We start from the raw sequence: 24,759 nt of genomic DNA, 5'->3' as shown, positions 1-24,759 counted from the left end.
GGGGGCCCCCGCCCCCCCCCCCCCCTCCCGCCCGCCCCCCCCCGCCCCGCCCCGGCGCGGGCTCGCGCGCCCCCCCCCCCCGGCGGGCCCCGCCCGCCCCCCCCCCCCCCCCCCCAGCGCTGCCGGAATGCAGACAAGAACCTCTTGCCCGCCGTCAAGCGCCAGCGTCAAAAGCCAGTTCTCGCCGCGGAACGCTTTGGCGCGCAGTATTCCTTCGAGAGCCACTCCGTCTCCCCCGACGAGCTTCGCATCAAGATGGAAGCTTTCGGCGCGGATCATCAGGGTTTCGCGTGATGCTTCGGCGCCATCGATTCTGCGCGCCGAGCCTGGCGCCACAATGTTAGCCTCGCCCATGAACTCCGCGACGAAGCGGGTCGATGGACGATCATAAATCCGCTGCGGCGTATCTATCTGCTGGATGCGGCCAGAGTTCATCACCGCAATCCGGTCAGACATAATCAACGCTTCGCGCTGGTCGTGGGTCACATAGATTGTGGTGATCCTTAGATGGTCATGCAGACGCCGGATCTCATACTGCATGGTCTCGCGCAGATTCTTGTCGAGCGCCGACAGCGGCTCGTCCATCAACATCACGCGCGGTTCGAAGACGATAGCCCGCGCCAATGCCACCCGTTGACGTTGGCCGCCGGATAGTGCGGCAACATTGCGCTCCGCCAGGCCATCCAGCTTCACGCGGGCCAAGGTGTCAAGGGCCCGCTGACGCGCCTCCGCTCTCGGTACCTTGCGCAGCACCAGCGGATACGCGACATTCGCCAGGACGTTCATGTGCGGAAACAGGGCGTAATTCTGGAATACTATGCCGATGTCTCGTTTGTTGGGCGGCAGGCGGGTGATGTCTCGATCGCCCAAGAGAAGTTTACCGGAATCCGGCCGGACAAAACCGGCCAGAGCCATGAGTAACGTGGTCTTGCCAGATCCCGATGGCCCTAACAGCGTGAGGAATTCGCCAGCCTGAATGTCGAGCGAAACATCATCCAGTGCGACGTAGGACCCGTAAGCCTTGTGCACGCTTTCGATGGTGATCGCGAGCGACTTCATCATGTGCTCCAGCCTTAAAGCGCGTCGCGTTCGACCGGCCTCACGCGACACGCTTTAGGTTCTTGTTTTCATGCATGTCGTTGTCGCAAAAGCGCTGCACACTTTTGCGCGACATGCATTAGAGCTGAGAGTCAGCGGGCCATCATTTCATCGAAGGCTCTTTGGGCGGCCTCGCCGTTCTTGACCCACCATTCTGAATTCGAAAACACCGAAGTGCCAGCATTTTCAGGCGCGGTCGCAAGTGTCTTCAGACGGTCCTCGGGAATAAGGCCACCCTCATATGCCGCAGGATTGACTGGGCCATAGGCAATGAAATCGGTCAGCTTCGCAACGCGCGCGGGCTGCGTCATCGCTGCGATGAGCTTCATCGCGGCTTCCTTGTTCGGCGCTCCCTTCGGCACCCCAAGACAGTCCGTGCCGATGACCGAACCCTTGAACGTGTAGTCAGCCGCGCCGCCATCTGCTTTCACGGTTTGGGCGCGTCCGTTCCAGGTAATGACCAAATCCGCCTCACCGTCTTTCAGCAACTGCGCGGACTGGGCGCCCGAGGTCCACCAGACGGCGACATTTGGTTTGATCGCTTCAAGCCGCTTGATGGCGCGCTCTAGCCCTTCCGGGGTGCTGAGCACGGAATAGACGTCCGCCGGTGCCACGCCATCGGAGAGAAGCGCGATCTCGATCGAGTCTTGCGCATTGGCGCGCAACGCGCGACGGCCAGAAAATTTGGCAACATCCCAGAATTCCGCCCACGTCTTCGGCGGGTTCTCGCCATAGGTCTTGGTGTTCCACGACATGACGGTGCCATAGGAATCGAACGGATAGCAGTAGTCGGACTTTGCACCCTCCGGCACGGATTTCGGATCGATGATCTTGTAGTCGAGCGGCTCCAGCAGCGATTGTGCGGCAGCCTGGGCCCCTTCCGGCGAACCCAGGTGGACGATGTCGGTCGTGACTGCACCCGAGGTAACCTGCATCTTCAGGGCGGCCAGGCCGTCGCTCTGCGTCTCCTCGCGGACATCATAGCCAAGCTCTTTTGCAGCCGGCCCCCACATGGCCTCCTTGATGGCGTTGCCATAATCGCCACCTGCGGTCGTGATGGTGACCGTCTGCGCATGGACGGGCAGGGCAGCCGAGATTGCGAATGCTGTTAAGGAAATGCGTAGCCAGGACATAGGTTCTCCTCCCCAACTTTTATGGAATATCGCTTGAAAGAGCCATCATTTTGTAATCGTAACGTTACGATTGCATCTGAATACGCTAGAGTCAAGCTGCTTCCCATGGGAGTTTGGATTGACCGGGATGTCGAATTCGGTAACGCTATGGCGGTCAGCAAATCAGCCGGCGCTTTCGCAAATGAAGTCGGGCGAACAATGGCCAATCTAAAGCAGATCGCCGCGGAACTTTCCCTGTCGGTGACCACGGTGTCCCGCGCTCTGAAGGATGGGCCGGAAGTGCAGCCCTCGACCATAGCTCGCGTCAAGGAGGCGGCTAAGCGGGTCGGCTATTTACCAAATCATCATGGTCGCGCGCTCAAAACCGGTCGAACGCAGACGCTGACGGCGGTACTCCCGATGGAGACACGAGACCATCTGTCCGATCTGTTGAAGCTTCCTTTAATCGAAGGCATGACGCTGGCGGCGCGGCAAGCCGGCTATAGTCTGTCCATCTATTCCACCACTCCCGACGACGATCCCGTTGAGAGTGTGCAGCGGCAGCTTCAGGCGCGCAGCGCAGACGGCCTGGTCATCACGCGCCTGGTGTCGGCTGATCCGCGCGTCAAGCTGCTGCTGGATCAACGCATGCCATTCGTCGCGTTTGGAAGAACCGACCTGGATGTCGCGTATCCCTATGTCGATGTAGACAATGAACAGATTGCCTACGAGGCGACCCGGCGGCTCATGGATAAGGGCTGTCGACGCATTGCGCTGCAACTTCTCGTTCCGGAGGACCAGGCGAGTGCCATGCGTCTTTCCGGGTATGGAAGGGCAATGGCCGAGGCCGGTATTCCGATCGACCAATCGCTGATCGGTCATGGCATGTTCACCATGGAATCGAGCGCAGGCTGGTTCGATCGCTTGCTGGCGTCATCAGATCCGCCAACGGGCTTGGCGTGCGCCAACGAACTGGGCCTTCTGGGAGCGTTGCACGCTCTCGGCAAGCGGGGTCTTACACCAGGCCGCGATGTTCACATCGTCACCCGTGACAGCACGCGGCTGGCACGCTTCCTGCCCGCAAAGATCGGAGTTCATTCCGTGGATATGACGGGTGTTGGACGCAAACTTATCGAAGTCCTGGAGAGCCGGATCATCAATCCGCTTGGGCCGGTGGAGACAGTCTTGGTGCAAGGCAGATTCGAGCCGGCCGAATAATCCGGGCTGCCCTCAGGAGGCCACCTCGTCTTGAACCGCCCGGATCATCGCCTTTGCGGCATCTGCTCCCGCCGCTAGGATACGATCCGACAATTCCGTTCCTTTCACGGCGCGCGCGAGTTGAAGCGCGCCGATGAGCGTTGCAAACATGCCCAACGCAGCGCCCTCGGGATCCTCGGTCGGCGGCAGAGCTTCGGCGATCTGGCGCACCAGGGATTGAACGCGCTCGGCATAGAGGGCCCGCGTTTCAGGCGGCTGCCGCGCTATTTCCGGCAACAACGCGGCCGAAGCGCAGCCCTTTCCAGGATTGTCCCGGTGCTCGGCCGATAGATATGCCCCTATGGCCATTTCCGGGCCGCCGGCGGCCAACGCTTCCTGCACTTGATGCGACTGCGCGTCCAGGGCCGCCGCCACGCTTTCACGGACCAGCTCCGCCTTGGACTGGAAGTGCGGATAGAAGGCGCCGTTCGTCAGCCCGGCGTCGCTCATGATGGTTGCCAGCCCGGACGCCGCGATGCCGTCAGATCGAAAACGTTCGGCGGCGACCTCCATGATCCGGCTGCGTGACGCGTCCTTTCGCCCCTTTTCGTAGCGCATATCTTTCTTTCCTGTCCTGCTATTGCATTATGCTCATAATCTGATATTACGACCATAATTCAATTCGTGGAAATAAGCTAGACCTCTCGAACCTGGAACATCAAAATGAATGGGAATTCTGAAAAAACCGCAATCGTGACCGGAGCCTCCTCGGGCATCGGCCGCGCCAGCGCCGAGGCCTTGGCGCGGGCGGGGTTCACTGTCTTCGGGACAAGTCGCCGCAAGACCAGTAATGGCCCGAATGGAGTGACCATGCTGGCATGCGACGTGACCGATGATGCGGCCGTCAATGCGCTCGTTGCCACCGTGCTGGCGCAGACCGGCCGGATAGACCTCCTGGTCAACAATGCCGGTGTCGGTCTGCTAGGAGGCGCCGAGGAATCCTCGGTCGCACAGGTACAAGCCCTGTTCGACGTCAATCTGTTCGGCGTCATCCGCATGACCAATGCGATATTGCCGTCGATGCGGCGGCGCGGCCAAGGGCGCATCATCAATATCGGCTCCATTCTGGGATTGGTACCCGCGCCATACTCAGCTCATTACTCGGCAGTCAAGCACGCGCTCGAAGGCTATTCTGAATCGCTCGACCACGAGGTGCGCGCCTTCAACGTCCGCGTCTCTGTCATCGAGCCGGCATTCGTCCGCACCGTCTTCGACCAGAACGGCATCGAGCCGGATTCGCTGTTGAAGGAATACGATCGGGCTCGAGCCGGGTTCAAGGCGCTGCTGGGCGATGTGATGCCCAAAGCCGATCGGCCGGAAGTGGTGGCGGATGTGGTCGTCAAGGCGGCGACCGATGCCAGTCCGCGACGGCGTTATACCGCCGGCAAGGCAGCGCGCCAGGTCAGCCTGTTGCGCCGCTTTGCCCCCGCGGGGATTTTCGACAAGAGCCTGCGCAAGCAGTTCCGCTTGCCGGTCTGAACAACAGCGAGCCAGCGGATTTCACGCACATGCGACTAGCAACCACAACGCATTTGGTCAGGCCCTACGAGACGGAGGCGCCAAGCATGACACATACATCCAATCGATCGCCGCGTTCGGCGGCATTGTTCCAGGACGCGCCAACGCGCTCGGTCGATGTCGGCGGCACAGCCTTTGCCTACCGGGAACTCGGGCCCAGAACGGGCGTGCCGGTGGTCCTGCTCAACCATCTGGCTGCTCAGCTGGACAATTTTGATCCGCGCATCGTCGATGGCCTCGCTGCGACCCGGCGGGTGATTGCCTTCGACAATCGTGGCATCGGCGCTTCGGGTGGCAAGACTCCGTCGACCATTTCCGGCATGGCACGGGATGCGGTCGCCTTCATCCGGGCGCTGGGGTTCGAAGAAGTCGACCTCTTCGGCTTTTCACTCGGCGGTTTCGTGGCGCAGCAGATTGTGCTGACTGAGCCTGAGCTTGTGCGCAAACTCATACTGGCTGGCACAGGCCCGGCCGGTGGCGAAGGGATCGACAAGGTGACGCCGCTGACGATCGTGGACATGATCAAGGGCGCGCTGACTTTGCGGGATCCGAAATACTATCTCTTCTTCACAAGGACGCCGAATGGGCGCCGCGCCGCAAACGCATTTCTGCAACGGCTGAAAGAGCGCCGGACCAACCGGGACAAGGCGGTATCGCTGAGCGCGTTCGGCGCGCAACTCAAGGCGATCAAGGCCTATGGACTGCAGGCGCCGCAAGATCTGAGCGCCATCCGCATTCCCACTTTGGTTGCGAACGGCGACCAGGACAGGATGGTGCCGAGCAGCAATACCTACGATCTCGCCGGGCGTATCCCGGGGGCGCATCTGGTTATCTACCCGGATGCCGGGCATGGCGGGGTCTTTCAGAACCATGCCGATTTTGTCCCGAAAGCCCTGTCCTTCCTCGAGGACTGAGGCCTTTCCGCAGGGCGGCTATGCAGCTGAAAACGTTCGGCTTGTTTCGTCCCGGAACACCAACAGACATTTTTAGAAAGTAACTGCCATGAAGGCATTCGTTGTCGATAAGCATAATAAAAAGGGCATTCTGCGGCTGGCCGAGATGCCGGAGCCGGAGCTCCAGGACAGCGATGTCCTGGTCGAGGTCCATGCCGCAGGGGTGAACCTGCTCGATTCCAAGATCAGAACCGGAGAATTCAAGCTCATCCTGCCTTATCGCCGACCCTTCATCCTGGGCCACGACGTGGCTGGGAAGGTTATCCGCGTGGGATCGAAAGTCCGCAAGTTCAAAGGCGGCGACGATGTTTATGCGCGGCCGCGCGATGGCCGGATTGGGACATTCGCCGAATTCATCGCCGTGAACGAAGCCGACGTGGCCTTGAAGCCTGAGAATCTCAGCATGGAGGAGGCGGCCTCGATTCCCCTGGTCGGTCTGACCGCCTGGCAGACGCTCATTGAAAGGGCAAACCTGAAGAAGGGACAGAAGGTCTTCATTCAGGCTGGTTCCGGCGGCGTGGGAACATTCGCCATTCAGTTGGCCAAGCACCTCGGCGCGACCATTGCGACAACGGCGAGCGCAGCGAGTGCCGATCTGGTCAAAGGTCTCGGCGCCGATGTTGTCGTCGACTACAGGAAAGATGACTTCGAGAAAGTTCTGTCGGGCTACGATGTCGTCTTGAACAGTCAGGACGCCAAAACACTCGAAAAATCCCTGAGCGTGCTGAAACCGGGTGGGAAGCTCATCTCCATCTCCGGTCCACCGGATCCCGAGTTTGCCAGGGAAAAGGGACTGAATTTAATGCTGAGGCTGGTGCTGCGCTTTCTGAGCCGCGGTATCCGGGCCAAATCCAAGCGCCGTGGCGTGAGGTTTTCGTTCCTTTTCATGTGGGCGCAGGGCGATCAGCTGAGCAAGATCACCTCCCTCATCGAATCCGGCGCGATCCGCCCGGTTGTGGATCGGGTCTTTCCATTCGAAGCGACCAATGAGGCTCTGGCTTATGTCGAAACAGGACGCGCCAAGGGCAAGGTCGTCATCAAGGTCAGATAGCAATTCCTTCGAAAGCTGCCCTCAACGTCTCGAACGGCGCCAGGGCGCCGCGCACCTGCACGACGGCGGCGGCGACGCGATGGGCACGCTGCACCGCTTCTTCCGGGGCATGGCCGGCAAGGCGGGCGGCGAGATAGGCGCCGTTGAAGGAATCGCCGGCGCCGGTGGTGTCGAGGGGGGCGGCGACATGCACCGCCTGCACCGATTGCAAGCTGCCGTTCCGGGCGATCAGCGCCGGTTCCTCGCCGTTCTTGACGACGACTTCGCCGGCCAGCTTTCGCAGCCGTTCGGCGGTTGCGTGCGGTGCTGCGTCCCCGAACAGCATCTGCTCGTCGGGAAAAGTCGGCAGCGCGATGTCGGCGACGGCAAGCGCCTCGAGCATGGCGGCCTGCGCTTCCTCGTGTTGGCGCCACAGCCGCGGCCGGTAATTGGGATCGAAGGCGATCAGCGACCCGGCCGCCCGCGCTTTGGCCACGGCCGTCAGCAATGTCTTGCGCGCATTGTCGTCGAGGATTGCCAAGGTTATACCGGAAAAATAGACAAGCGCTTGGTTTTCAAGGCTTTTCGCCAAAGCGGCTGGGTCCGAAGCGAGCTGCCTCGCGGCTGCATCGGCGCGCCAATAGGTGAATGAGCGTTCGGCGCCGGTCAGCGTGATTGCGTAGAGGCCGGGGCGGGCGCCCGGTATGACCGGGCTGGCGCCGATGCCAATGCCGTTTTCAGCAAGGAATTTGATCTGGTCGCGCGAGAACGGGTCGTCGCCGAACGCCGATACATAGGTCGCCGGCCGCTCGCCGCTCAAGGCATGCAGCGCCCACAAGGTATTGAACGTGTCGCCGGCAAAGCCCATGCGCCAGTTCGGCCCGGCCTGGCCCGAAAGCTCGAGCATGCACTCGCCGATCGAGGCGACGCCATTTCCTGCCATGAAGTTCTCCTCCATCCCTGCGATTGCGGTGCTGTAGCTTTTTGCGATCGGCAGCGCCATGCTTGGCGCTGGCGGATTCTTGCGCTGGGCGCGATTTCCCACAGGGGCGTGGGACGCGATCCGCTCAGCGAAACGTTATTCGCAGAACAGGAATGGGTTTGGCATCGTTATGGCGTTATCTTCTTGGAGGCCTCGGCCTGGCTGCCTTGCTCGCCGGCGTGCTGGCCGTCGTCTATCTGACGGCGCCGCATGCGCCGCAGCGCAGCTCGGACGTAGGCCGTTCCAAGACGACGGCGAACAAGCTGTTCGTGGCGACTTTCGAGCCCGAGAAGGGCGTCATTCGGCAGGGCGAACTGGAATCCTGGCTGCTGACACTGAAAACCGTCGAGGGTGCGCCGGTGGAAGGTGCTGCAATCACGATTTCCGGCGGCATGCCGCAGCACAAGCACGGTCTGCCGACCAGCCCGCAGGCTACCGATTACCTCGGCGAGGGACGCTATCGCATCGACGGGGTGAAATTCACGATGAGCGGATGGTGGCAGCTGCACTTTGCCATCTCGGCCGCGGCCGGTTCGGACACGGTCGTCTTCAACGTGGTGCTGTGAGCCACAGATGAGCCAGCTTTCCAGTCTTCTCGCGTTGGTGATGGTGGCGGTGCTTGTCGGCTGCGGCAGGCCGGAATTTTCCGACGCCGAAAAGCAGACCATCGCCTCGCTGGCGCTGTCGAGACTGCCGTCGCTGAAGCCGGACACCACCAATCGCTTCGCCGATGTGCCGGCAGCCGCCGCATTTGGCTCGACGCTGTTTTTCGACACGGGGATGAGCGGCGACGGCACCGTATCCTGCTCGACCTGCCACAAGATCGACCGGCAGTTCCAGGACGACCTGCCGCAAGCCGTCGGCGTTGGCCGCACCAACCGGCGCACCATGCCGCTGGCCGGCGTCGCGCATGATCCCTGGTTCTTCTGGGACGGGCGGCGCGACAGCCTGTGGGCGCAGGCGCTGACCCCGCTCGAAAATCCGCTGGAGCAGGCTGGCAACCGCGCCGCCTTCGCGCATTACATCAAGGCCCGCTTCGGCGAGCGCTACGAGCGTATCTTCGGGCCGCTGCCCGACCTTTCCGGCGTGCCGGCCAATGCCAGTCCGCTCGGTACCGATGCCGAGAAGGCGGCCTGGAATGCCATGCCGGAGGCGCAGGCCGAGGAGGTCAATCACGTCTTCGCCAATATCGGCAAGGCGATCGCCGCCTTCGAGCGCTCGATCGCGCCGCCGCAGACGCGCTTTGACCGCTTTGCCATTGATCTGGTGGCGGGCGCCAAGCCGAAAGGCGACGCCGCCTTTTCGCCAGACGAAATCCTCGGCCTGAAATTGTTCATCGGCAAGGCCAATTGCGTGACGTGCCATAACGGCCCGCGTTTTGCCGACGGCAGTTTTCACAACACCGGCGTGCCGCCGGTCGCGGGTCTGCCGCCGGATCGCGGCCGCGTCGACGCGGTGGCGCAGGTCGAGGCCGATCCGTTCAACTGTTTCGGCGCCTTTCGCGACGGCGACGCCGATGCCTGCCGCGAGCTGCGCTTCATGGTCAAGGCCGGGCCGGAACTCGTCCGCGCCTATAAGACGCCGTCGCTGCGGGGTGCCGCCACCCGGCCGCCCTATATGCATGCCGGGCAGTTTTCCTCGCTGGACGAGGTCGTGGCGCATTATTCGAAGGCGCCGGCGAGTGTCGAAGGCGTGTCCGAAGTCCACCCCCTGCAGCTTTCGGATCGTGAGCGGGCGGCGCTGGTTGCGTTCCTGAAGACGCTGGCGGAGTGAGGTTTGGACTTGTCTGCGGCAAGCAGTTTCTAGGCCGCCAAAGCAACGATGTAGACGATTGTTGACACGATGCAGCGTCGCTGATCATGATAACCAAGGCGCAAAGTGCGATCCCTCAGGTGTGGGAGGATGAAATGCAGCCACTTGTCATCGACGCAAAGCCTCAACCTGTTTCAGTTGACCCCGCCAAGACTGCAGTTCTCGTCGTGGACATGCAGAATGACTTCGGCTCGAAAGGTGGGATGTTCGACAGAGCCGGCATCGACATTTCCGGGATTCAACGGGCTGTCCGCCCTACTGCAAGTGTAATAGCGGCCGCTCGCAAATCGAGACTGCCCGTCATCTATCTGAAGATGGGATATCATTCTGACCTTTCGGATCTCGGGACATCGGATGCCCCCAATCGTGTCCGACATCTCCAGATCTTTGGCGTCGGTGAGAACATGACAGCGCCGGATGGCAGCGAGAGCCGGATTCTGATCCGTGACACTTGGGGAACAGATATCGTCAATGACCTGAAGCCGGAGGCAGGGGATGTCGTCCTCTACAAAACCCGGTTCAGCGGTTTCTACGAGACCGAACTCGATGCGGTCCTGAAGACCGCAGGCGTCAAACACCTGATCGTGACAGGGTGCACGACCAGCGTTTGTGTAGAGTCGACCATTCGGGATGCCTTTTTCAGGGATTATCACTGCATATTGCTGACGGACTGCACCAGCGAGCCCATCGCGTCGGATGCTCCCAGGAGCAATCATGACGCCTCGATAACGCTCGTGCAGACGCTCTTTGGATGGACGTCGGCGTCCGACCATTTCCTGAGGGCGATCGAGGAGCAATTTCAGGAGCGCCTTCAACGAGCCGGATAAACTGGCGAAGCCATTGAGCGGCTAGCGATCCTTCACCGTCTCCATGGCGACGAAGGTCGAGGTCTGGGCGACGTGCGGCAAAGCGGAGATGCGCTCGCCGAGCACGCGGCGGTAGGCGGCGATGTCGGTGGTGCGGACCTTCAGCAGATAGTCGAAGCTCGACGCCATCATGTGGCACTGCTCGATCTCCGGCACCGCCTGCACGGCGCGGTTGAAGGCGTCGAGCGCGGCCGAGCGGGTGTCGGACAGTTTCACCTGGACGAAGGCGACATGGCCTTCGCCCATGCGCTCGCGGTCGATGATCGCCTGGTAGCCCCTGATAAAGCCGTCCTTCTCCAACCGCTTCACCCGCGCCTGCACCGGCGTCTTCGACAGGCCGACTTTTGCCGCCAGTTCCGACATGGAAAGCCGGCCATTGCTACCCAACGCCGACAGGATGTTCCTGTCGATGCGGTCCAATTGGTCTTCTGTCATCAGATTTCCAGGCAAATCGAAGATAAACTGGCCAAACAGTAGATCAATCGACCTGTCCTGTCGATTTCTTTGGACCGACCGAAATCCCTACTTATGTTAGCTTGCGCCATTCGGTCCGGTGACCGCCGGCCCGCTCCCGTACGCTCGTTCTACAGGACCGCCATGCCAGCGCTCGACGCCATCCGCCAGCAGATCCGTGCCAACTATTTGCCTGACGAGGACCAGTCGGTGAAGCGGCTGGCCGAGGCAGCCGGGCTGTCCGTGCAAGACCGCAAGGCGATTTCGGCCCGTGCCGCCGATCTGGTGCGGGCGGTGCGCGGCTCGTCCGATCCGCGGCTGATGGAAGTGTTCCTGTCGGCCTACGGCCTCTCGACCAAGGAGGGCGTGGCGCTGATGTGCCTGGCCGAAGCGCTGCTGCGGGTGCCCGACACAGAGACGATGGACGACCTCATCGCCGACAAGATCGCGCCGCACGACTGGTCGGCGCATTCGGGCGGCTCGAGCTCGATCTTCATCAATGCGTCGACCTGGGCGCTGATGCTGACCGGCCGCGTGCTTGATGAAGGCGAGGGCGGCATCGAAAGCCCGCTGCGCGCCAAGGTGCGCCGGCTGGGCGAGCCGGTCATCCGCAAGGCAGTCGCCGCCGCCATGCGCGAAATGGGCGAGCAATTCGTGATCGGCCGCACGATCGCCGAGGCCGTCAGGCGCGGCCGGCCGATGACGCAGAAGGGCTATCTCTATTCCTTCGATATGCTGGGCGAGGCGGCCCGCACCGAGGCCGACGCATTGCGCTACCTCAAGGCCTATGCCGACGCCATCTCCTCGCTCGATGCCGGCGCCAACGGCCCCGACATCCGCCAGAACCATGGCATCTCGGTCAAGCTGTCGGCGCTGCATCCGCGCTATGAGGTGACGCAGAAGGAAACGATGCTGCCTGTCATGGCCGAGCGGCTGTTGTCGCTGGCGCTGGCGGCGCGCCATTCGCGCATGGGGCTCAACATCGACGCCGAGGAGGCCGACCGCCTCGATTTGTCGCTCGACGTGATCGAGCGGGTGCTGGCCGAGCCGGAGCTTGCCGGCTGGAACGGCTTTGGCGTCGTCGTGCAGGCCTACGGGCCGCGCGCCGCCTTCGTCATCGACTGGCTCTATGCGCTGGCCAGGAAATACGACCGCACGATCATGGTGCGGCTGGTCAAGGGCGCCTATTGGGACACCGAGATCAAGCGGGCGCAGACGCTCGGGCTCGACGGCTATCCGGTCTTTACCCGCAAGGCCAACACCGACGTGTCCTACCTGGCCTGCGCCAAGAAGCTGTTGTCGATGACCGACCGCATCTATCCGCAGTTCGCTACCCACAACGCCCACACCGTCGCCGCCATCCTGTCGATGACGACGGACCGCGATACATTCGAGTTCCAGCGGCTGCATGGCATGGGCGAGGCGCTGCATGAGACGGTGCGGCGGGCCGAAGGCACGCGCTGCCGCATCTACGCGCCGGTCGGCGCGCATTCCGACCTGCTTGCCTACCTGGTCCGCCGGCTGCTCGAAAACGGCGCCAATTCCTCTTTCGTCCACCAGCTTACCGATGAGGAGGTCGAGCCCGAGGACATTGCCCGCGACCCGCTCGAAACGGTGGAGAAACAAGGCCCCGCCGCCAATCCGGCGATCGTTCCGCCGTCGGCGATCTTTGGCCCCAGCCGACGCAATTCCAAGGGCTTCGATATCACCGACACGCTGACGCTGGCTGCGATCGACAAGGCCAGGGCTGAGTTCGCCGGCCCGGACCGCTGGCACGCCAAGCCGATCAGCCGCGCGGCGGGCTATGGCAAGCAGCGTCCGGTCGTCAACCCGGCGAGGCCTTCGGAAGTGGTCGGCACGGTCAGCGAGGCCGGCGCCAAGCAGGTCGGGACAGCCGTGCGCTTCGCTGTTGAGGCACAGCCGGCATGGGCAAGGCGCCCGGTCGCCGAGCGCGCCGCCATCCTCAACCGCGCCGCCGATCTCTACGAGGCGAACGCCGTCGAGTTCTTTGCGCTTGCCGCCCGCGAGGCCGGCAAATCGCTGGCCGACGGCGTCGCCGAGGTGCGCGAGGCGGTCGACTTCCTGCGCTACTATGCTGCCGAGGCAGCCAATGCCGAAGTGGGAACGGAGGCGCGCGGCGCCATCGCCTGCATCTCGCCGTGGAACTTTCCGCTGGCCATCTTCACCGGCCAGATTGCGGCGGCACTCGTCACCGGCAATTCGGTCATCGCCAAACCTGCCGAGCAGACACCGCTGATCGCCTTCCGCGCCGTCGAACTGCTGCGCCAGGCCGGCGTGCCAGAAGACGTCATCCAGCTTCTGCCCGGCGACGGTCCCTCGGTCGGCGGCCCGCTGACCGCCGATCCACGCATTGCCGGCGTCTGCTTCACCGGCTCGACCGAGGTCGCCAAGCTGATCGAAAAGCAGCTGGCCGAGACTGCAACGCCCGATGCCATGCTGATCGCCGAGACCGGCGGCCTCAACGCCATGATCGTCGATTCCACCGCATTGCCCGAACAGGCGGTGCGCGACATCCTCGCCTCCGCCTTCCAGAGCGCCGGCCAGCGCTGCTCGGCCTTGCGCATTCTCTACGTGCAGAAGGACGTCGAGAAGAAGATGCTGGCGATGCTGAAGGGGGCGATGGAAGCGCTCAGCCTCGGCGATCCGTGGCGGATCTCGACCGATGTCGGCCCGGTCATCGACGACGAGGCGCAAGCGTCGATTCGCGACTATTGCACGAAAATGGGCCTGCAGGGCCGGCTGATCGCCAAGCTCGAAGCGCCGAAGGATGGCCGCTTCGTCGCCCCGCACGTCTTTCGGGTCAAGGGCATCGAAGAGTTGGAGCGCGAGGTGTTCGGCCCGGTGCTGCATGTCGCCACCTTCGATGCCGACGAGATCGATGCAGTGATCGCCGCGATCAATCGCAAGGGCTACGGCCTGACCTTCGGCCTGCACACCCGCATCGAAGGCCGCGCCCAGCATTTCGTCGACGGCATCCATGCCGGCAACATCTACTTCAACCGCACCCAGATCGGCGCCGTCGTCGGCGCGCAGCCGTTCGGCGGCGAGGGGCTTTCCGGCACCGGGCCGAAGGCCGGCGGACCGCATTATCTCAGGCGCTTCCGCAAGGGGCCGGAGGCCGGCACCCATCTTGCCGAAGGCCGCAAGGTGACGGCGACCGAGCTTGCCGACAATCTGCCGGATCCGGCGTTTGGCGGCTGGTCGATGCGGCCGGACCGCGTCGCCATCCTGAGAAAGCATCTGCGCGGCAAGGGTGCCGCGGCCATCGGCGCTGCCGCCGGCATCGATTTCGGCCAGGTCGACCTGCCCGGGCCGACCGGCGAGGCCAACACGCTGTCGCTGTCGCCGCGCGGACGTGTGCTCTGCCTCGGTCCCGACGCGGATACGCTGCTTGCCCAGACGATCCAGGCGCTGGCCGCCGGCAATGCCGTGCTTGCCGTCGCACCCGGCGCGCCGGCGGCACTGTCGGCGCTGACCGGCAAGGGCCTGCCGCTGGCGGCGATCGACGGCCGTCCGGACCCGGTCGAAGCGCGCTCGCTGCGGGTCGATGTCGTTGCCTTTTCCGGTACGCCCGAGGCCGCGCGCATCGTGCGCAAGGTCATCGCTGACCGCGCCGGCCCGATCGTGCCGCTGGTCAGCGAAGTGCTCAATCCGGCAGCCTACGCCCATGAGCGCGCCGTCTGCGTCGACACCACGGCGGCGGGCGGCAATGCCAGCCTGCTGGCCGCGGCATAAGCTTAGCTACGCGCCTTCGACGACTGAAAAGCCCTCGAACTGCGGATGGCCGAGATAGTGCACCTTGCTGGACCCGGCATTGCGATGCGCGGCGCGGAAATTCTCGGATTTGGTCCATGCGACGAAATCTTCGTAGCTCGCCCACACCGTATGCGAGGCGAACAGCGTGTAGCCCTCGGCCTCGTTGGCCGGGCCGCGCAGCAAATGAAATTCCTTGAAACCCCTCATCTGCGAAAGGCTGGAGTCACGGTTCTTCCAGACCGCCTCAAAGGCGCCCTCGGAGCCGTTCTGCACCTTGAAGCGGTTCATGGCTATGTACATTGGCTGTCCTTTCAGAAATGACGCCCGCAAAATCAGCCTGCTGGCAAATGGCCTTGTGGATGATCGTTACCTGATACCGAGCGGCACCTCGAACTGCCAGGCCGAGCGACCGGCTCTATCTGGAATCGGGGGAAACGGCGAAGCCCGGCGGACTGCGTCGAGTGCGGCCTTGTCCAGCGCGGCAACGCCTGAACTGCCCGTCAGCCTGGCTGACCGGACGCTGCCGTTCGAGGCGACAGTAAAGGCAACCGTGGCTGTGCCCGTGGCGCGCGTCCGTGTCGAATTGAAGGCCCGCACCAGTTTTGATCGGATCTTGCCGGGATAGTTCGTGACGGCTGCATTGCCGATGCCGGATTTTCCGCCCCTGCTGGCGGTCAGGATCTTGCCCTCCTTCTTGCCGTCGGTCATGCCGCGCGCGCCATCCGTTTCGTCACGGCCGCCAGAGCCGGCTTTTTTCTTCTTGGTGTCGGCTTTGGCCAGTGCCTTGCCCGCCTTCTTGCGCAGGGCCGGCTTTTCAGCCTCGTTCGGTTCAGCTTTCCTGGCCGGCTTGTTCTTTGCGGTTGCCTTCTTCGGCTGCCTGGGCTTCGGCTTGTCCGGCTTCGGTTCTTCCGCCGCGACGACGGTCTCGGTCGTCTCGACCGTTTCGGCCGGCGCCGCGTCGGTTGGTGCCGGCGCACTCGTCTCGGCAGGCTCGGCCGTTTCGACCGCACTGACTGGCGGCGGCACGGCATTGTCGTCGGCGGGCACCAGCCCGTCTGTCGCAAGAATGTCGGGCGACGGGTCCTGGCGCGCCGGCTGGACAGGTTGCGCAGGCTCGGTCCGGTCGGCAAGAGCAGTGGTGTCCGCGGTCGCCTCGCTGATCGGCTCAACCACCTCTTTGTCGGATGTTTCCGCCGCATCGGTGACCGGCTGGAGCGTCTCCTCTGCCGCGGCCGCCTGCGCCTCGACCGTTTCGACCGGCTTGGCGTCCAGCATGGTCACCATCGTCACATTGGCCACTTCCGGGTCGTCTCCGATATCGCCGGCCGCCTGCTGCGGATCGGCGCCGAGCAGCATGTCGCCCTGCTGGTCGGCGCCTTCGATGCTTGGTCTGTCGTCCGGCAGCGTGAGGAAGGCCAGCGCCACCGCTGCGTGGAATGCGCAAGAGCAGGCGATCGCCACCGTCCAGTTGCGGCGCCGTTGCATCTGTCGCGTCTGCCGCAATGGCTCCGCAGGCACCGTCGTCAATTCGCCGTCGGCATCGGCGATGTAATTGTCTTCCGGCCTGTCGCGCGGCGAAACCCGCAGCGCCCCGCGCGGAATGGCGAAATCCGGATCGTCCGGTTCCGGCGGCAGGAAACCGGCCATCGGCCATGCGACGGTGTTTCGTGCGAATGCGGGTTCCAGTCCCAAAATTCAGACCCCGAAGGCGATGCCGGTCCTGGTCTGCGTCTTCAGCCCGCGCATGCAGGCATTCGGCTCGGCGCCGGCGCATTCCGTGGCGCTGTTGATCAACACGCGGCTGACCTTGCCGCAATCCGTGCCGGCAACGTCGAAACGCGTCACCTTGGTCTTGCCTGCCGGCAGCTCTTTGAAGTCGAGCACGGTCAGCCGGTCGACGACGCCGGCCTCGTTGAACAGCGCGATCTCGAATGCCGCCTTGGAAAGATCGGCGCCGAGATTGTTGGTGACCACAAAGGTCAAGCGGCAGCCCTTGTCGGAAGGCTGCGCGCCGTTGAGCTCGAGGATCAGCGCAGGTGCTTGCTGTTGTGTCCATGCCGGAGCCGCAACAAGCGACATTGCCAGCGCCGCGATCAAAAGACGAAGGAATGCCGTCACGCCAGTCATTGTCGTCAGCCTCCAAAGCGCATGGTCGCCGCCAGCTTCAGGGTGACGCCTGGCTCATAGACGACGCTGGTAGTCGACGCGTTCAGCGGGTTGGCGTATTTGACGTCGAACAGATTGTCGGCGCGGAAATCGACCTTGAAATTGTCGGTCGCCTGGTAGCTGGCGAAGGCATTGACCAGCGTATAGTCCTTGGCCACCGGGTTGCCCTGCGGCTTGCCATTGTATTGCACCTCGCCACCGACGGTCAGCCTGTCCTCGAGGAAGCGAAAGCCGAGTTGCCCCGTGATCTGGGAGGAGGGGACGGTGACAAGGTCCGCCCGTTCGCCTTCATAGGAGATGGTGTGGCCATCGGTGAACGACGCCGAAAGCCCGGCAAAGCCCCAGGCTGCGTCATAGACGCCCTCCATCTCGAAACCGTGAATCTTGGCCTTGGCGAAGTTCTGATACTGGAAGCAGATCGGGATGCCCGGACCGAACGGGCAGCCGCTGGTCGGGTCGAACGGCGAGAGCGTCACGCCGTCGATGTAATCGTCGACATTGTTGTTGAAATAGGCCGCCTTCAGCCGCAGCGCGTCGTCGGCCTGGATGACGCCGTTGGTGCTGTAATTGACGCCAAACTCAACGGTCTTGCCGGTTTCAGGCTTCAGATTGGGGTTGGGGAGAAACGGGAAGCTGACGCCTGACGGATGATTGCCGCTGATCAGGGTCTCCGACAGCGATGGAGAACGATAGCCTTCCGCGTAGGTGCCGTAGAATTGCAGCCCGGAAAGGCTGGCGGTTTCGAAGGGCGAAATGCCCACTGTGATGCGTGGTGACAGCCGGTCACCCGAGGTTTCGCCGACATCGCTGTCGAGCTTGTAGCTGTCGTAGCGCAACCCGGCGATGACCTCGAGCCAGTCCCAGGTGAGCTTGTCCTGGACGTAGGCGCCGGAGACGTTTCTATCGCCCGAGGGCGTGTAAAAACTGTCGCCGCCTGCCGTGCCGCCTGTCTCGACATCGTCGCCGACCCAGTCGCCGCCATAGGTCAGCTCATGCGCGATCCCAACGGTCTCGAATCTCGACGTGTTCCAGATGTCGATGCCGGAGGTGCCGATGTCGAACGTCGATTTCGAACCCGCCGGCAGAAGTACGGGCAAACCGGTGACCGGATCAAACCTGTTTTGAGGGACAAGGGTTGTCAGATCGAGCTTGGTCTTGTTGTAGGAGGCGTTGATGTGGAGATCGAGCCAGCTCTTGTCTTCATCGGTGATGTTGTAGCGGGCCGTGAAGGTATTCGCCTTCAGGTCGGCGTCGTTCACCGGCGCGCTGCCGCTGGTCTCGGTCCATCCGTCACTCGAGCCAATCCAGCCCAGCTTCAGCTCGCTGTTTTCGCTGGGGCGGATGGTCGTCTTGAGGAGGCCGCTCAAGACGTCGAAGCCGGTACCCGCTACAGTGTCGCCGCCACCATCCTTGTAGTCGTCATAGTCGCGGTAGACGATATTGCCGAGCACGTCCCAATTCTCGTTTATCCGATACGCGCCGGTGGCGCTGGTGGTCCAGCCCTCACCATTGCTTTCGTAGCGCCCGGTCGCGGATGCCGCCCAGGTTTCGTCGGGCCTGAGGAAATCCTGAGCATCCTTGGTGTCGAAAAACACGACGCCGCCGATCGCCCCGGAGCCGTAGGTATTGGCGACCGGGCCGCGGATCACATCGACGGATTTGATCAACTCGGGATCGATGTAGAAGGTCGATTGCGTGCCATGATCCGAGCGCTGGAAATTCTGGCGGGCGCCGTCGACGATGACGGAGACGCGGCCGAAGTCCTGCAGGCCGCGGATGTTGATGCTGGAACTGACACGCCTTGCGTCGGCCTGAACCGCGACACCCGGCACACCGAACAGCATTTCGTTGGGCGTCGTCGCCATGCGGCGCTCGAGCTGTTCCTGATCGACATGGCTGGCTGAAGCGAGCGACTCGATCGCCGTCTCGCCTATGCGGCTGAGGATCAGGATCTTGTCGAGCAGCGTGGTACCCGCCGGGGCAGGCTTTGCCTGTTCGGGCTGTTGTGCCGGGTCAGCCTGCTGCTGGTCCGTTGCCGGTTGGGCGGCCTGCTGGGCGCCGGCCGGTGTGGCGAGCAGCGGGATCGCCGCCGCGCCGGCCAGCAATGCAGCCATTTTGCTTGCCATAGACCCCATTTTGCTTGCCGTCGACCCGCGCGCCAGGCCGCTGCCGGCCAGCCGTCCCCAATTCGCCAACCCCATGCTGCAACTCCAAAAATCCATGTTCGATGCTGGCTGGCTTGGGGCTCGCTGGCATTTTTCATCGCGTCCGGCTTCTTAAATGTTGACTCATTTACTCCGGTATTGCACTGCTAGATAACATGATCATTCGAGTCAAGAATTGAATCGGCATTCACGCAGCGCCGAGCCAGATGCCCGGCACAGGAAAGGGATCGAACCAATGAACACGCACAATCCCAGCGACTTTCGCTATCGCGTCCGCCGTTCCGACGAAAATTCCGTCCGTTTCGACCGGGTCCAATCGGCCGTGAGAACGCTGTCCAGCAACACGTTGTTCCAGGGCGAACACGAGATCGGCATCGAGCATCACGGTGCGCTCTACCGGTTGAAGATCACCCGGCAGGGCAAGCTCATCCTCAACAAGTAGGTGTAGAAATGGACCAGCGCGTAAAACCCGCCCCGCACGAGATCCGGCGGGCACGGGCAGACAATTCGAAGATGCGCGAGCGCGACCTCGCTGCCCAACTCGGTATTTCGGAGGCCGAACTGGTCGCCGCGCATTGCGGCGACGGGGTCGTGCGCGTCGAGCCGCGTGTCAACGACCTCCTGACCGGCCTGGAAGCCGTCGGTGAGGTGATGGCGCTGACCCGCAATGAAAGCGCGGTGCACGAGAAGATCGGCGTCTACGACAAGGTCGTCACCGGCAATCATAATGCCATGGTGCTCGGCGAAAACATCGACCTGCGCATTTTCCCGAAGGTCTGGGCGCACGGCTTTGCCGTGGAAAAGCGCGACGGCGCCGACATTCGCCGCAGCCTGCAGTTCTTCGACGCTGCAGGTGAGGCGGTGCATAAGGTGCATCTCAGACCTGCGTCCAACCTCTACGCCTATCAGAAGCTGGTGGCCGGGCTGGAATCGCCGAACCAGGAACCGGCGGTGGCGATTTCAGCGGGAGCGGCCGACGACGAGACCGAGACGGCGGACAATCCGGCGAGCGTCGACGATCTGCGCGACCGCTGGAGCCAGCTGACCGACGTGCACCAGTTCTTCGGCATGTTGAAAACACTGAAGCTCAGCCGCCGCCAGGCGGTGCGCATGGTCGGCCAGGACTACGCCTGGCTGGTCGACAACGATGCGGTGAGCGCCATGTTCCACCACGCCGCCGCGGGCGCCATGCCGATCATGTGCTTTGTCGGCAATCGCGGCTGCATCCAGATCCATTCCGGCCCCGTCACTTCGATCAAGCCGATGGGACCATGGCTCAACGTGCTCGACGAAACCTTCCATCTGCACCTGCGGACCGACCACATCCATGAAGTCTGGGCCGTGCGCAAGCCGACCAAGGACGGCCATGTCACGTCGCTCGAAGCCTATGGCAGCGACGGCAAGATGATCATCCAGTTTTTCGGCAAGCGGCATGAGGGCGAAAGCGAGCGCGAAGACTGGCGCTTTTTAGCCGAGAACCTGCCGCGCATCCCAAGCCCGACCGCAGCCTGAGGAAAACGACGATGGTTCTTTTCTCCAGGCCGCCGCCTGTTCTGAGGTTGGCGCTCGGGCCGGCGATCGCCCTTTTCCTGGCTTTTGCCGCGCTGATGCCGGCTCAGGCCGCCGAAGGCACCGCAAGCTTCGCCGACCGCTCGAGGATCGTGGCCATCGGTGGCTCGATCACCGAGATCGTCTACGCGCTCGGCGAACAGGATCGTCTTGTCGCGCGCGATTCGACCAGCCGCTATCCGCAAGCGGCGATGGAGCTGCCGGATGTCGGCTACATGCGCCAGCTGTCGCCGGAGGGTGTGCTGTCGGTCAACCCGTCGGGTATTTTGGCACTGCACGGCAGCGGACCGAAGGAAGCAGTCGACGTGCTGAAGAAATCGAGCATCCCGTTCATCGAGGTGCCCGAGCGCTATGACAATCAAGGCATTCTCGAAAAGATCCACATCATCGGCAAGGCGCTCGGCGCCGACGCCAAGGCCGATGCGGTGGCGGCCGAGATCGAGGTGAAGCTGAAGGCAGCCGAAAACCAGACCGCGTCGATCAAGGAGCGCAAGCGCATCCTGTTCGTGCTGTCGATGCAGGGCGGCAAGCTGCTTGCCTCCGGCAGCGACACCGCCGCCGACGGCATCATCAAGCTTTCGGGCGGTGTCAACGCCATCGACGGCTTTGCCGGCTACAAGCAATTGTCGGACGAGGCCGTCATCACCGCCGGGCCTGACGTGATCCTGATGATGAACAATGCCGGGCCAGCCACGCCGGATGACGACTTGTTTTCGAACCCTGCCGTGGCTTCGACGCCGGCGGGTGCTGCCCGCAAGCTGATCCGCATGGACGGCGGCTACCTGCTCGGCTTCGGCCCGCGAACGGCCGACGCCATCCACGACCTCGCCGTCGCGCTCTATGGCGGCCAGGTCGCGGATTGAGCGCGATGGCCGATCATTCGATCGCCGGTGCGGCGGGGATTATCGCGACGGCAGCCGAGGGTGACCGTTCGCGGCGCGCCCGCCTCGTCATCCTGCTGCTCTGCGTCGGGCTGGCTATCGCCGTGCTGTTGTCGCTGACCTCCGGCGCATCCGATGCCTCGGCCATCGGCGTCATGCACGACTGGCTGTTCAGCGCGTTGCCCGGCGACGCGGCATTGAGCGCCCGCGACCGCCTGATTATCCATGACATCCGCCTGCCGCGCGTCATTCTTGGCGTGCTGATCGGCGCATCGCTTGCCGTGTCCGGCGCCGTCATGCAGGGGCTGTTCCGCAATCCATTGGCCGACCCCGGCCTGATCGGCGTTTCGGCTGGATCGAGCCTTGGTGCGGTGGCCGTCATCGTGCTTGGCTCGACCATGCTGGCGCCGCTGACTTCGGCGCTCGGCACCCTGGCTCTGCCGCTGGCTGCATTCTGCGGCGGTCTGACAACGACATTGCTGCTCTATCAGGTCGCGACGCGGCAAGGCCGGACCTCGGTCGCCACCATGCTGCTCGCCGGCATCGCGCTGGCGGCGCTTGCCATGGCGCTGACCGGCATCCTGATCTTCATGGCCGACGACCGGCAATTGCGCGACCTGACTTTTGGGCAGCTCGGCTCGCTGGGCGGCGCAACCTGGCAGAAGATCAGCTCGGTCGGGCCGGTTATCGTGCTGGCGCTGGCGGCAATGCCGTTCCTGGCACGCGGCCTCAACGCGCTGGCGCTTGGCGAGGCCACCGCGGGCCATCTCGGCATCCCGGTGCAGCGGCTGAAATACACCGCGATCGTCGGCGTCTCGGCAGCGGTCGGCGCGTCCGTTGCCGTCAGCGGCGGCATCGGCTTCGTCGGCATCGTCGTGCCGCATTTGCTGCGTCTGCTGATCGGCCCGGATAACCGTTACCTGCTGCCGGCATCGGCGCTGCTCGGCGCGGCGCTGCTGCTTTTGGCCGATGCGGTCGCCCGCACCATCGTGGCCCCGGCGGAATTGCCAATCGGCATCGTCACCGCGGTCGCCGGCGCGCCGTTCTTCCTGTGGATCCTGCTGCGCAAGCGCGGCGTCATCGACCTGTGAAAGGGGCTTTTCATGATCGAAGTGCGGGCATGATTGAAGCGCGCGACGTCTCGGTGGCGATCGGCGGCAAGCGCATCGTCGCCAATGTCGATTTCGAGGCGCGGCCCGGCGAAATCGCGGCCATCGTCGGCCCCAATGGTTCGGGCAAGACGACCTTCCTCAGAGCACTGTCCGGCGATCTTGCTTATTCGGGAGAGGTCACCATCAACGGCCGCAATCTATCTGCGATGAAGCCAGTCGAGGCGGTGACGGTGCGCGCGGTGCTGCCGCAGGCGACGACGCTGTCCTTTCCATTCACGGTGCGCGAGATCGTCAGGCTCGGCCTGGTCGGCGGGCGTTCCGGCGTGCTGCCCGGCGAGGACCAGCGCCTGCCCGAGCGGGCGCTGGCGCGCGTCGACCTCGACGGCTTTGCCGGCCGCTTCTACCAGGAGCTGTCGGGCGGCGAGCAGCAGCGCGTGCAGCTTGCCCGCGTACTCTGCCAGGTCTGGGCGCCGGTGCTCGACGGCAAGCCGCGCTATCTGTTCCTCGACGAGCCGGTGTCCAGCCTCGATATCAAGCACCAGCTGATCATCATGGACATCGCCCGCGATTTCGCCAGAAGGGGCGGCGGCGTGGTCGCCATCTTGCACGACCTCAATTTGACGGCGATGTATGCCGACCGGATTTTCGTCATGCATCACGGCAGGCTTGCCGCTACAGGCTCGCCGCAACAGGTGCTCAGCGACGAGCTGATCGAAAAAGTCTTCGATTGCCGGCTGAAGGTCGGCGTGTTGCCGGCAGGAAACATGCCGTTCGTATTGCCGCAGTCGGCAGCTTAGGCCTGTTGATATTCAACGGACCTTCAACCGCGCGCTTCGTGCTTTGCGCGCCAATTGTCGAAGTCGGCGCCGCCCCTCATTGCCCTGCCGGGCATTTCTCCCCGTATAGTGACGGGAGAAAGGGCTGGCCGCAGCCTTGGCGCCTTTCCTGCAACGTTGGTGAATTGGCGAAACGGCCGATGACAGCGCCCCTCTCCCCCTCACTATGCGGGGAGAGGATGCCGGCAGGCAGGTGAGGGGCAGCGCCGAGGCCAAAAATCAGGCAGCCGGCGCCCTTTGCACCAGCATGTCGATGCCGAGCAGGTGTCGCACATTCGGGCGCGCCGCCACCAGGTCGGCGATCGTATAGCGCGACAGCACGGCGAAGAAGGCGTTGAGCGCCTCGCGCAATGCCGAATTCAAGGCGCAGCTGTCAACCAGCGGACATTCGGCGGCGTCGTTCTCGAAGCACTCGGCCATGGCAAAGCTTTCCTCCGTCACCCGCACGACGTCGAACAGGCTGATCGTTTCGGCCGCGCGGCCGAGCCTGACGCCGCCATTCCTGCCGCGCACGGTTTCGATCAGCCCGTGCTCGACCAGCGGCTGCAGGATCTTGAACAGGAAAAGTTCCGAGACCGAATAGGCGGCGGCGATCTCGGGGATGCGGCTCAACCGTTCGGTATTGGCGGCGCAATACATCAGAATGCGCATGGCGTAGTTGGTCTGACGGGTAAGCCGCATTGTGTCCTCACATAACAGTGGTTGCCGTCAATATGGCCCATAGTTTGGAACGATTCCAGACTGGCGCTGCATAATAGATGAATACCTTCGTCAAGTTTGTGTGCGCGATTGTGCACACCGCGAGCCAGCGGCGCGCTTTCGGGCGGAGGCGACACTAGATAAGTTCGCATAATCGATCAGGAGCGGCCCATCATGTCACGACCAGCCCCGGTTCTTGCATCCGTCGCGGCCGTCCGGTTCGACGCCGACGCCGATGCCAAGCTTTCGGCGCTCAGGCGCACCAAGTTCGTCGCCACCGCCGCACTTGCGTTTTGCGTGCTGGTCTTTGCGGTGGCGAAATCGCTTGAAGGCCGCCATGCGTGGCTGGGCTTCGGGGGGGGCCCGCCCCCCGCGCCCGCGCGGCGGGGGGGGGGGGGGGGGGGGGTGGGGGGGGCGAGGTTAGTACGACCGCGCCGCCCCGGGCCGGCGCTGCGGGGTCGGGGGGGGGGGGG

General features: G+C 63.4%; 23 protein-coding genes and 1 pseudogene. 14 read left to right on the top strand and 10 right to left on the bottom strand.

What is annotated here, in order from left to right; all coding sequences use genetic code 11:
* Together NKJ08_RS32345 and NKJ08_RS32340 are read right to left on the bottom strand one after the other, a co-directional pair.
* Positions 1-1,059 (bottom strand): ABC transporter ATP-binding protein (locus NKJ08_RS32345; protein WP_352785135.1); only part of this gene is annotated, 1,059 nt, incomplete at its 3' end.
* A gap of 131 nt (positions 1,060-1,190) precedes the next feature.
* Positions 1,191-2,231 carry an ABC transporter substrate-binding protein gene (locus tag NKJ08_RS32340; RefSeq protein ID WP_352778550.1) on the bottom strand — a complete coding sequence of 347 codons (1,041 nt, stop codon included), beginning with the start codon at positions 2,229-2,231 and terminating at the stop codon, positions 1,191-1,193.
* 147 nt (positions 2,232-2,378) lie between these two features.
* Between NKJ08_RS32340 and NKJ08_RS32335 the strand changes: the two genes are divergently transcribed.
* Positions 2,379-3,428 (top strand): LacI family DNA-binding transcriptional regulator, encoded by a 1,050-nt coding sequence (locus tag NKJ08_RS32335; RefSeq protein WP_352529745.1) that lies wholly within the window; start codon positions 2,379-2,381, stop codon positions 3,426-3,428.
* A gap of 12 nt (positions 3,429-3,440) precedes the next feature.
* Here NKJ08_RS32335 and NKJ08_RS32330 read toward each other — a convergent pair whose 3' ends face one another.
* Positions 3,441-4,025: a TetR/AcrR family transcriptional regulator gene (locus NKJ08_RS32330; protein WP_352529743.1), complete on the bottom strand. Its 585-nt coding sequence runs from the start codon at positions 4,023-4,025 to the stop codon at positions 3,441-3,443.
* Between the two features lie 105 nt (positions 4,026-4,130).
* On the opposite strand from NKJ08_RS32330, the gene NKJ08_RS32325 reads away from it, so the two are divergent.
* The 3 genes from NKJ08_RS32325 to NKJ08_RS32315 all read left to right on the top strand — a co-directional run bounded on the left by NKJ08_RS32325 (position 4,131) and on the right by NKJ08_RS32315 (position 6,989).
* Positions 4,131-4,946, top strand: coding sequence for an oxidoreductase (locus NKJ08_RS32325; RefSeq protein WP_352529741.1), 816 nt, complete (start codon positions 4,131-4,133; stop codon positions 4,944-4,946).
* An 86-nt stretch (positions 4,947-5,032) separates the two neighbouring features.
* The gene (locus tag NKJ08_RS32320; RefSeq protein WP_352529739.1) at positions 5,033-5,899 is read left to right on the top strand and encodes an alpha/beta fold hydrolase; all 867 of its coding nucleotides are present in this window, start codon (positions 5,033-5,035) and stop codon (positions 5,897-5,899) included.
* An 88-nt stretch (positions 5,900-5,987) separates the two neighbouring features.
* Positions 5,988-6,989 (top strand): NADP-dependent oxidoreductase, encoded by a 1,002-nt coding sequence (locus NKJ08_RS32315; protein WP_352785130.1) that lies wholly within the window; start codon positions 5,988-5,990, stop codon positions 6,987-6,989.
* Here NKJ08_RS32315 and NKJ08_RS32310 read toward each other — a convergent pair.
* Positions 6,982-7,911: a sugar kinase gene (locus NKJ08_RS32310; protein ID WP_352529735.1), complete on the bottom strand. Its 930-nt coding sequence runs from the start codon at positions 7,909-7,911 to the stop codon at positions 6,982-6,984. The genes NKJ08_RS32315 and NKJ08_RS32310 overlap by 8 nt on opposite strands.
* Positions 7,912-8,069: 158 nt before the next feature.
* Between NKJ08_RS32310 and NKJ08_RS32305 the strand changes: the two genes are divergently transcribed.
* The 3 genes from NKJ08_RS32305 to NKJ08_RS32295 all read left to right on the top strand — a co-directional run bounded on the left by NKJ08_RS32305 (position 8,070) and on the right by NKJ08_RS32295 (position 10,589).
* Entirely contained in the window at positions 8,070-8,516 is a 447-nt protein-coding gene (locus NKJ08_RS32305; RefSeq protein WP_352778592.1) for a FixH family protein, read from the top strand.
* 7 nt (positions 8,517-8,523) lie between these two features.
* A complete protein-coding gene (locus NKJ08_RS32300; RefSeq protein WP_352785128.1) occupies positions 8,524-9,723 on the top strand; it encodes a cytochrome-c peroxidase in 1,200 nt (399 codons plus the stop codon).
* Positions 9,724-9,857: 134 nt separating this feature from the next.
* A complete protein-coding gene (locus NKJ08_RS32295; protein ID WP_352778559.1) occupies positions 9,858-10,589 on the top strand; it encodes a cysteine hydrolase family protein in 732 nt (243 codons plus the stop codon).
* A gap of 21 nt (positions 10,590-10,610) precedes the next feature.
* Here NKJ08_RS32295 and NKJ08_RS32290 read toward each other — a convergent pair whose 3' ends face one another.
* Positions 10,611-11,063, bottom strand: coding sequence for an Lrp/AsnC family transcriptional regulator (locus NKJ08_RS32290; RefSeq protein ID WP_023676441.1), 453 nt, complete (start codon positions 11,061-11,063; stop codon positions 10,611-10,613).
* A gap of 162 nt (positions 11,064-11,225) precedes the next feature.
* On the opposite strand from NKJ08_RS32290, the gene putA reads away from it, so the two are divergent.
* The gene (putA, locus tag NKJ08_RS32285; RefSeq protein ID WP_352785125.1) at positions 11,226-14,837 is read left to right on the top strand and encodes a bifunctional proline dehydrogenase/L-glutamate gamma-semialdehyde dehydrogenase PutA; all 3,612 of its coding nucleotides are present in this window, start codon (positions 11,226-11,228) and stop codon (positions 14,835-14,837) included.
* Between the two features lie 6 nt (positions 14,838-14,843).
* On the opposite strand, the gene hmuQ is transcribed toward putA, so the two are convergent.
* From hmuQ to NKJ08_RS32265, 4 genes are all read right to left on the bottom strand, one after another.
* A complete protein-coding gene (hmuQ, locus tag NKJ08_RS32280) occupies positions 14,844-15,158 on the bottom strand; it encodes a heme-degrading protein HmuQ (protein WP_352785122.1) in 315 nt (104 codons plus the stop codon).
* Positions 15,159-15,224: 66 nt separating this feature from the next.
* Positions 15,225-16,505, bottom strand: coding sequence for an energy transducer TonB family protein (locus tag NKJ08_RS32275; RefSeq protein WP_352785119.1), 1,281 nt, complete (start codon positions 16,503-16,505; stop codon positions 15,225-15,227).
* 48 nt (positions 16,506-16,553) lie between these two features.
* Complete coding sequence (locus NKJ08_RS32270; RefSeq protein WP_352785116.1) at positions 16,554-16,985, bottom strand: hypothetical protein; 432 nt, start codon at positions 16,983-16,985, stop codon at positions 16,554-16,556.
* A 5-nt stretch (positions 16,986-16,990) separates the two neighbouring features.
* Entirely contained in the window at positions 16,991-19,225 is a 2,235-nt protein-coding gene (locus NKJ08_RS32265; RefSeq protein WP_502906367.1) for a TonB-dependent hemoglobin/transferrin/lactoferrin family receptor, read from the bottom strand.
* A gap of 199 nt (positions 19,226-19,424) precedes the next feature.
* On the opposite strand from NKJ08_RS32265, the gene hemP reads away from it, so the two are divergent.
* The 5 genes from hemP to NKJ08_RS32240 are packed head-to-tail and all read left to right on the top strand — an operon-like array spanning position 19,425 to position 23,548.
* Positions 19,425-19,631, top strand: a complete 207-nt coding sequence (gene hemP / locus NKJ08_RS32260) for a hemin uptake protein HemP (RefSeq protein WP_352451949.1) — start codon at positions 19,425-19,427, stop codon at positions 19,629-19,631.
* A gap of 8 nt (positions 19,632-19,639) precedes the next feature.
* Positions 19,640-20,701: a hemin-degrading factor gene (locus tag NKJ08_RS32255; protein ID WP_352526199.1), complete on the top strand. Its 1,062-nt coding sequence runs from the start codon at positions 19,640-19,642 to the stop codon at positions 20,699-20,701.
* Between the two features lie 11 nt (positions 20,702-20,712).
* Positions 20,713-21,621, top strand: coding sequence for a heme/hemin ABC transporter substrate-binding protein (locus tag NKJ08_RS32250; RefSeq protein ID WP_352785113.1), 909 nt, complete (start codon positions 20,713-20,715; stop codon positions 21,619-21,621).
* Positions 21,622-21,626: 5 nt separating this feature from the next.
* A complete protein-coding gene (locus NKJ08_RS32245; RefSeq protein ID WP_352785111.1) occupies positions 21,627-22,730 on the top strand; it encodes a FecCD family ABC transporter permease in 1,104 nt (367 codons plus the stop codon).
* A gap of 29 nt (positions 22,731-22,759) precedes the next feature.
* A complete protein-coding gene (locus NKJ08_RS32240; protein ID WP_352785109.1) occupies positions 22,760-23,548 on the top strand; it encodes a heme ABC transporter ATP-binding protein in 789 nt (262 codons plus the stop codon).
* Positions 23,549-23,806: 258 nt separating this feature from the next.
* On the opposite strand, the gene rirA is transcribed toward NKJ08_RS32240, so the two are convergent.
* A complete protein-coding gene (rirA, locus tag NKJ08_RS32235) occupies positions 23,807-24,268 on the bottom strand; it encodes an iron-responsive transcriptional regulator RirA (protein WP_352526191.1) in 462 nt (153 codons plus the stop codon).
* A gap of 192 nt (positions 24,269-24,460) precedes the next feature.
* On the opposite strand from rirA, the pseudogene NKJ08_RS32230 reads away from it, so the two are divergent.
* A pseudogene (locus NKJ08_RS32230) lies at positions 24,461-24,759 on the top strand (hypothetical protein); the annotation flags it as partial.

Source organism: Mesorhizobium sp. M0244, from assembly GCF_040321795.1.
Taxonomy (GTDB): domain Bacteria; phylum Pseudomonadota; class Alphaproteobacteria; order Rhizobiales; family Rhizobiaceae; genus Mesorhizobium.
The sequence above is the reverse complement of the archived record's forward strand: the minus strand, read 5'-3'. Positions and strand labels throughout refer to the sequence as shown.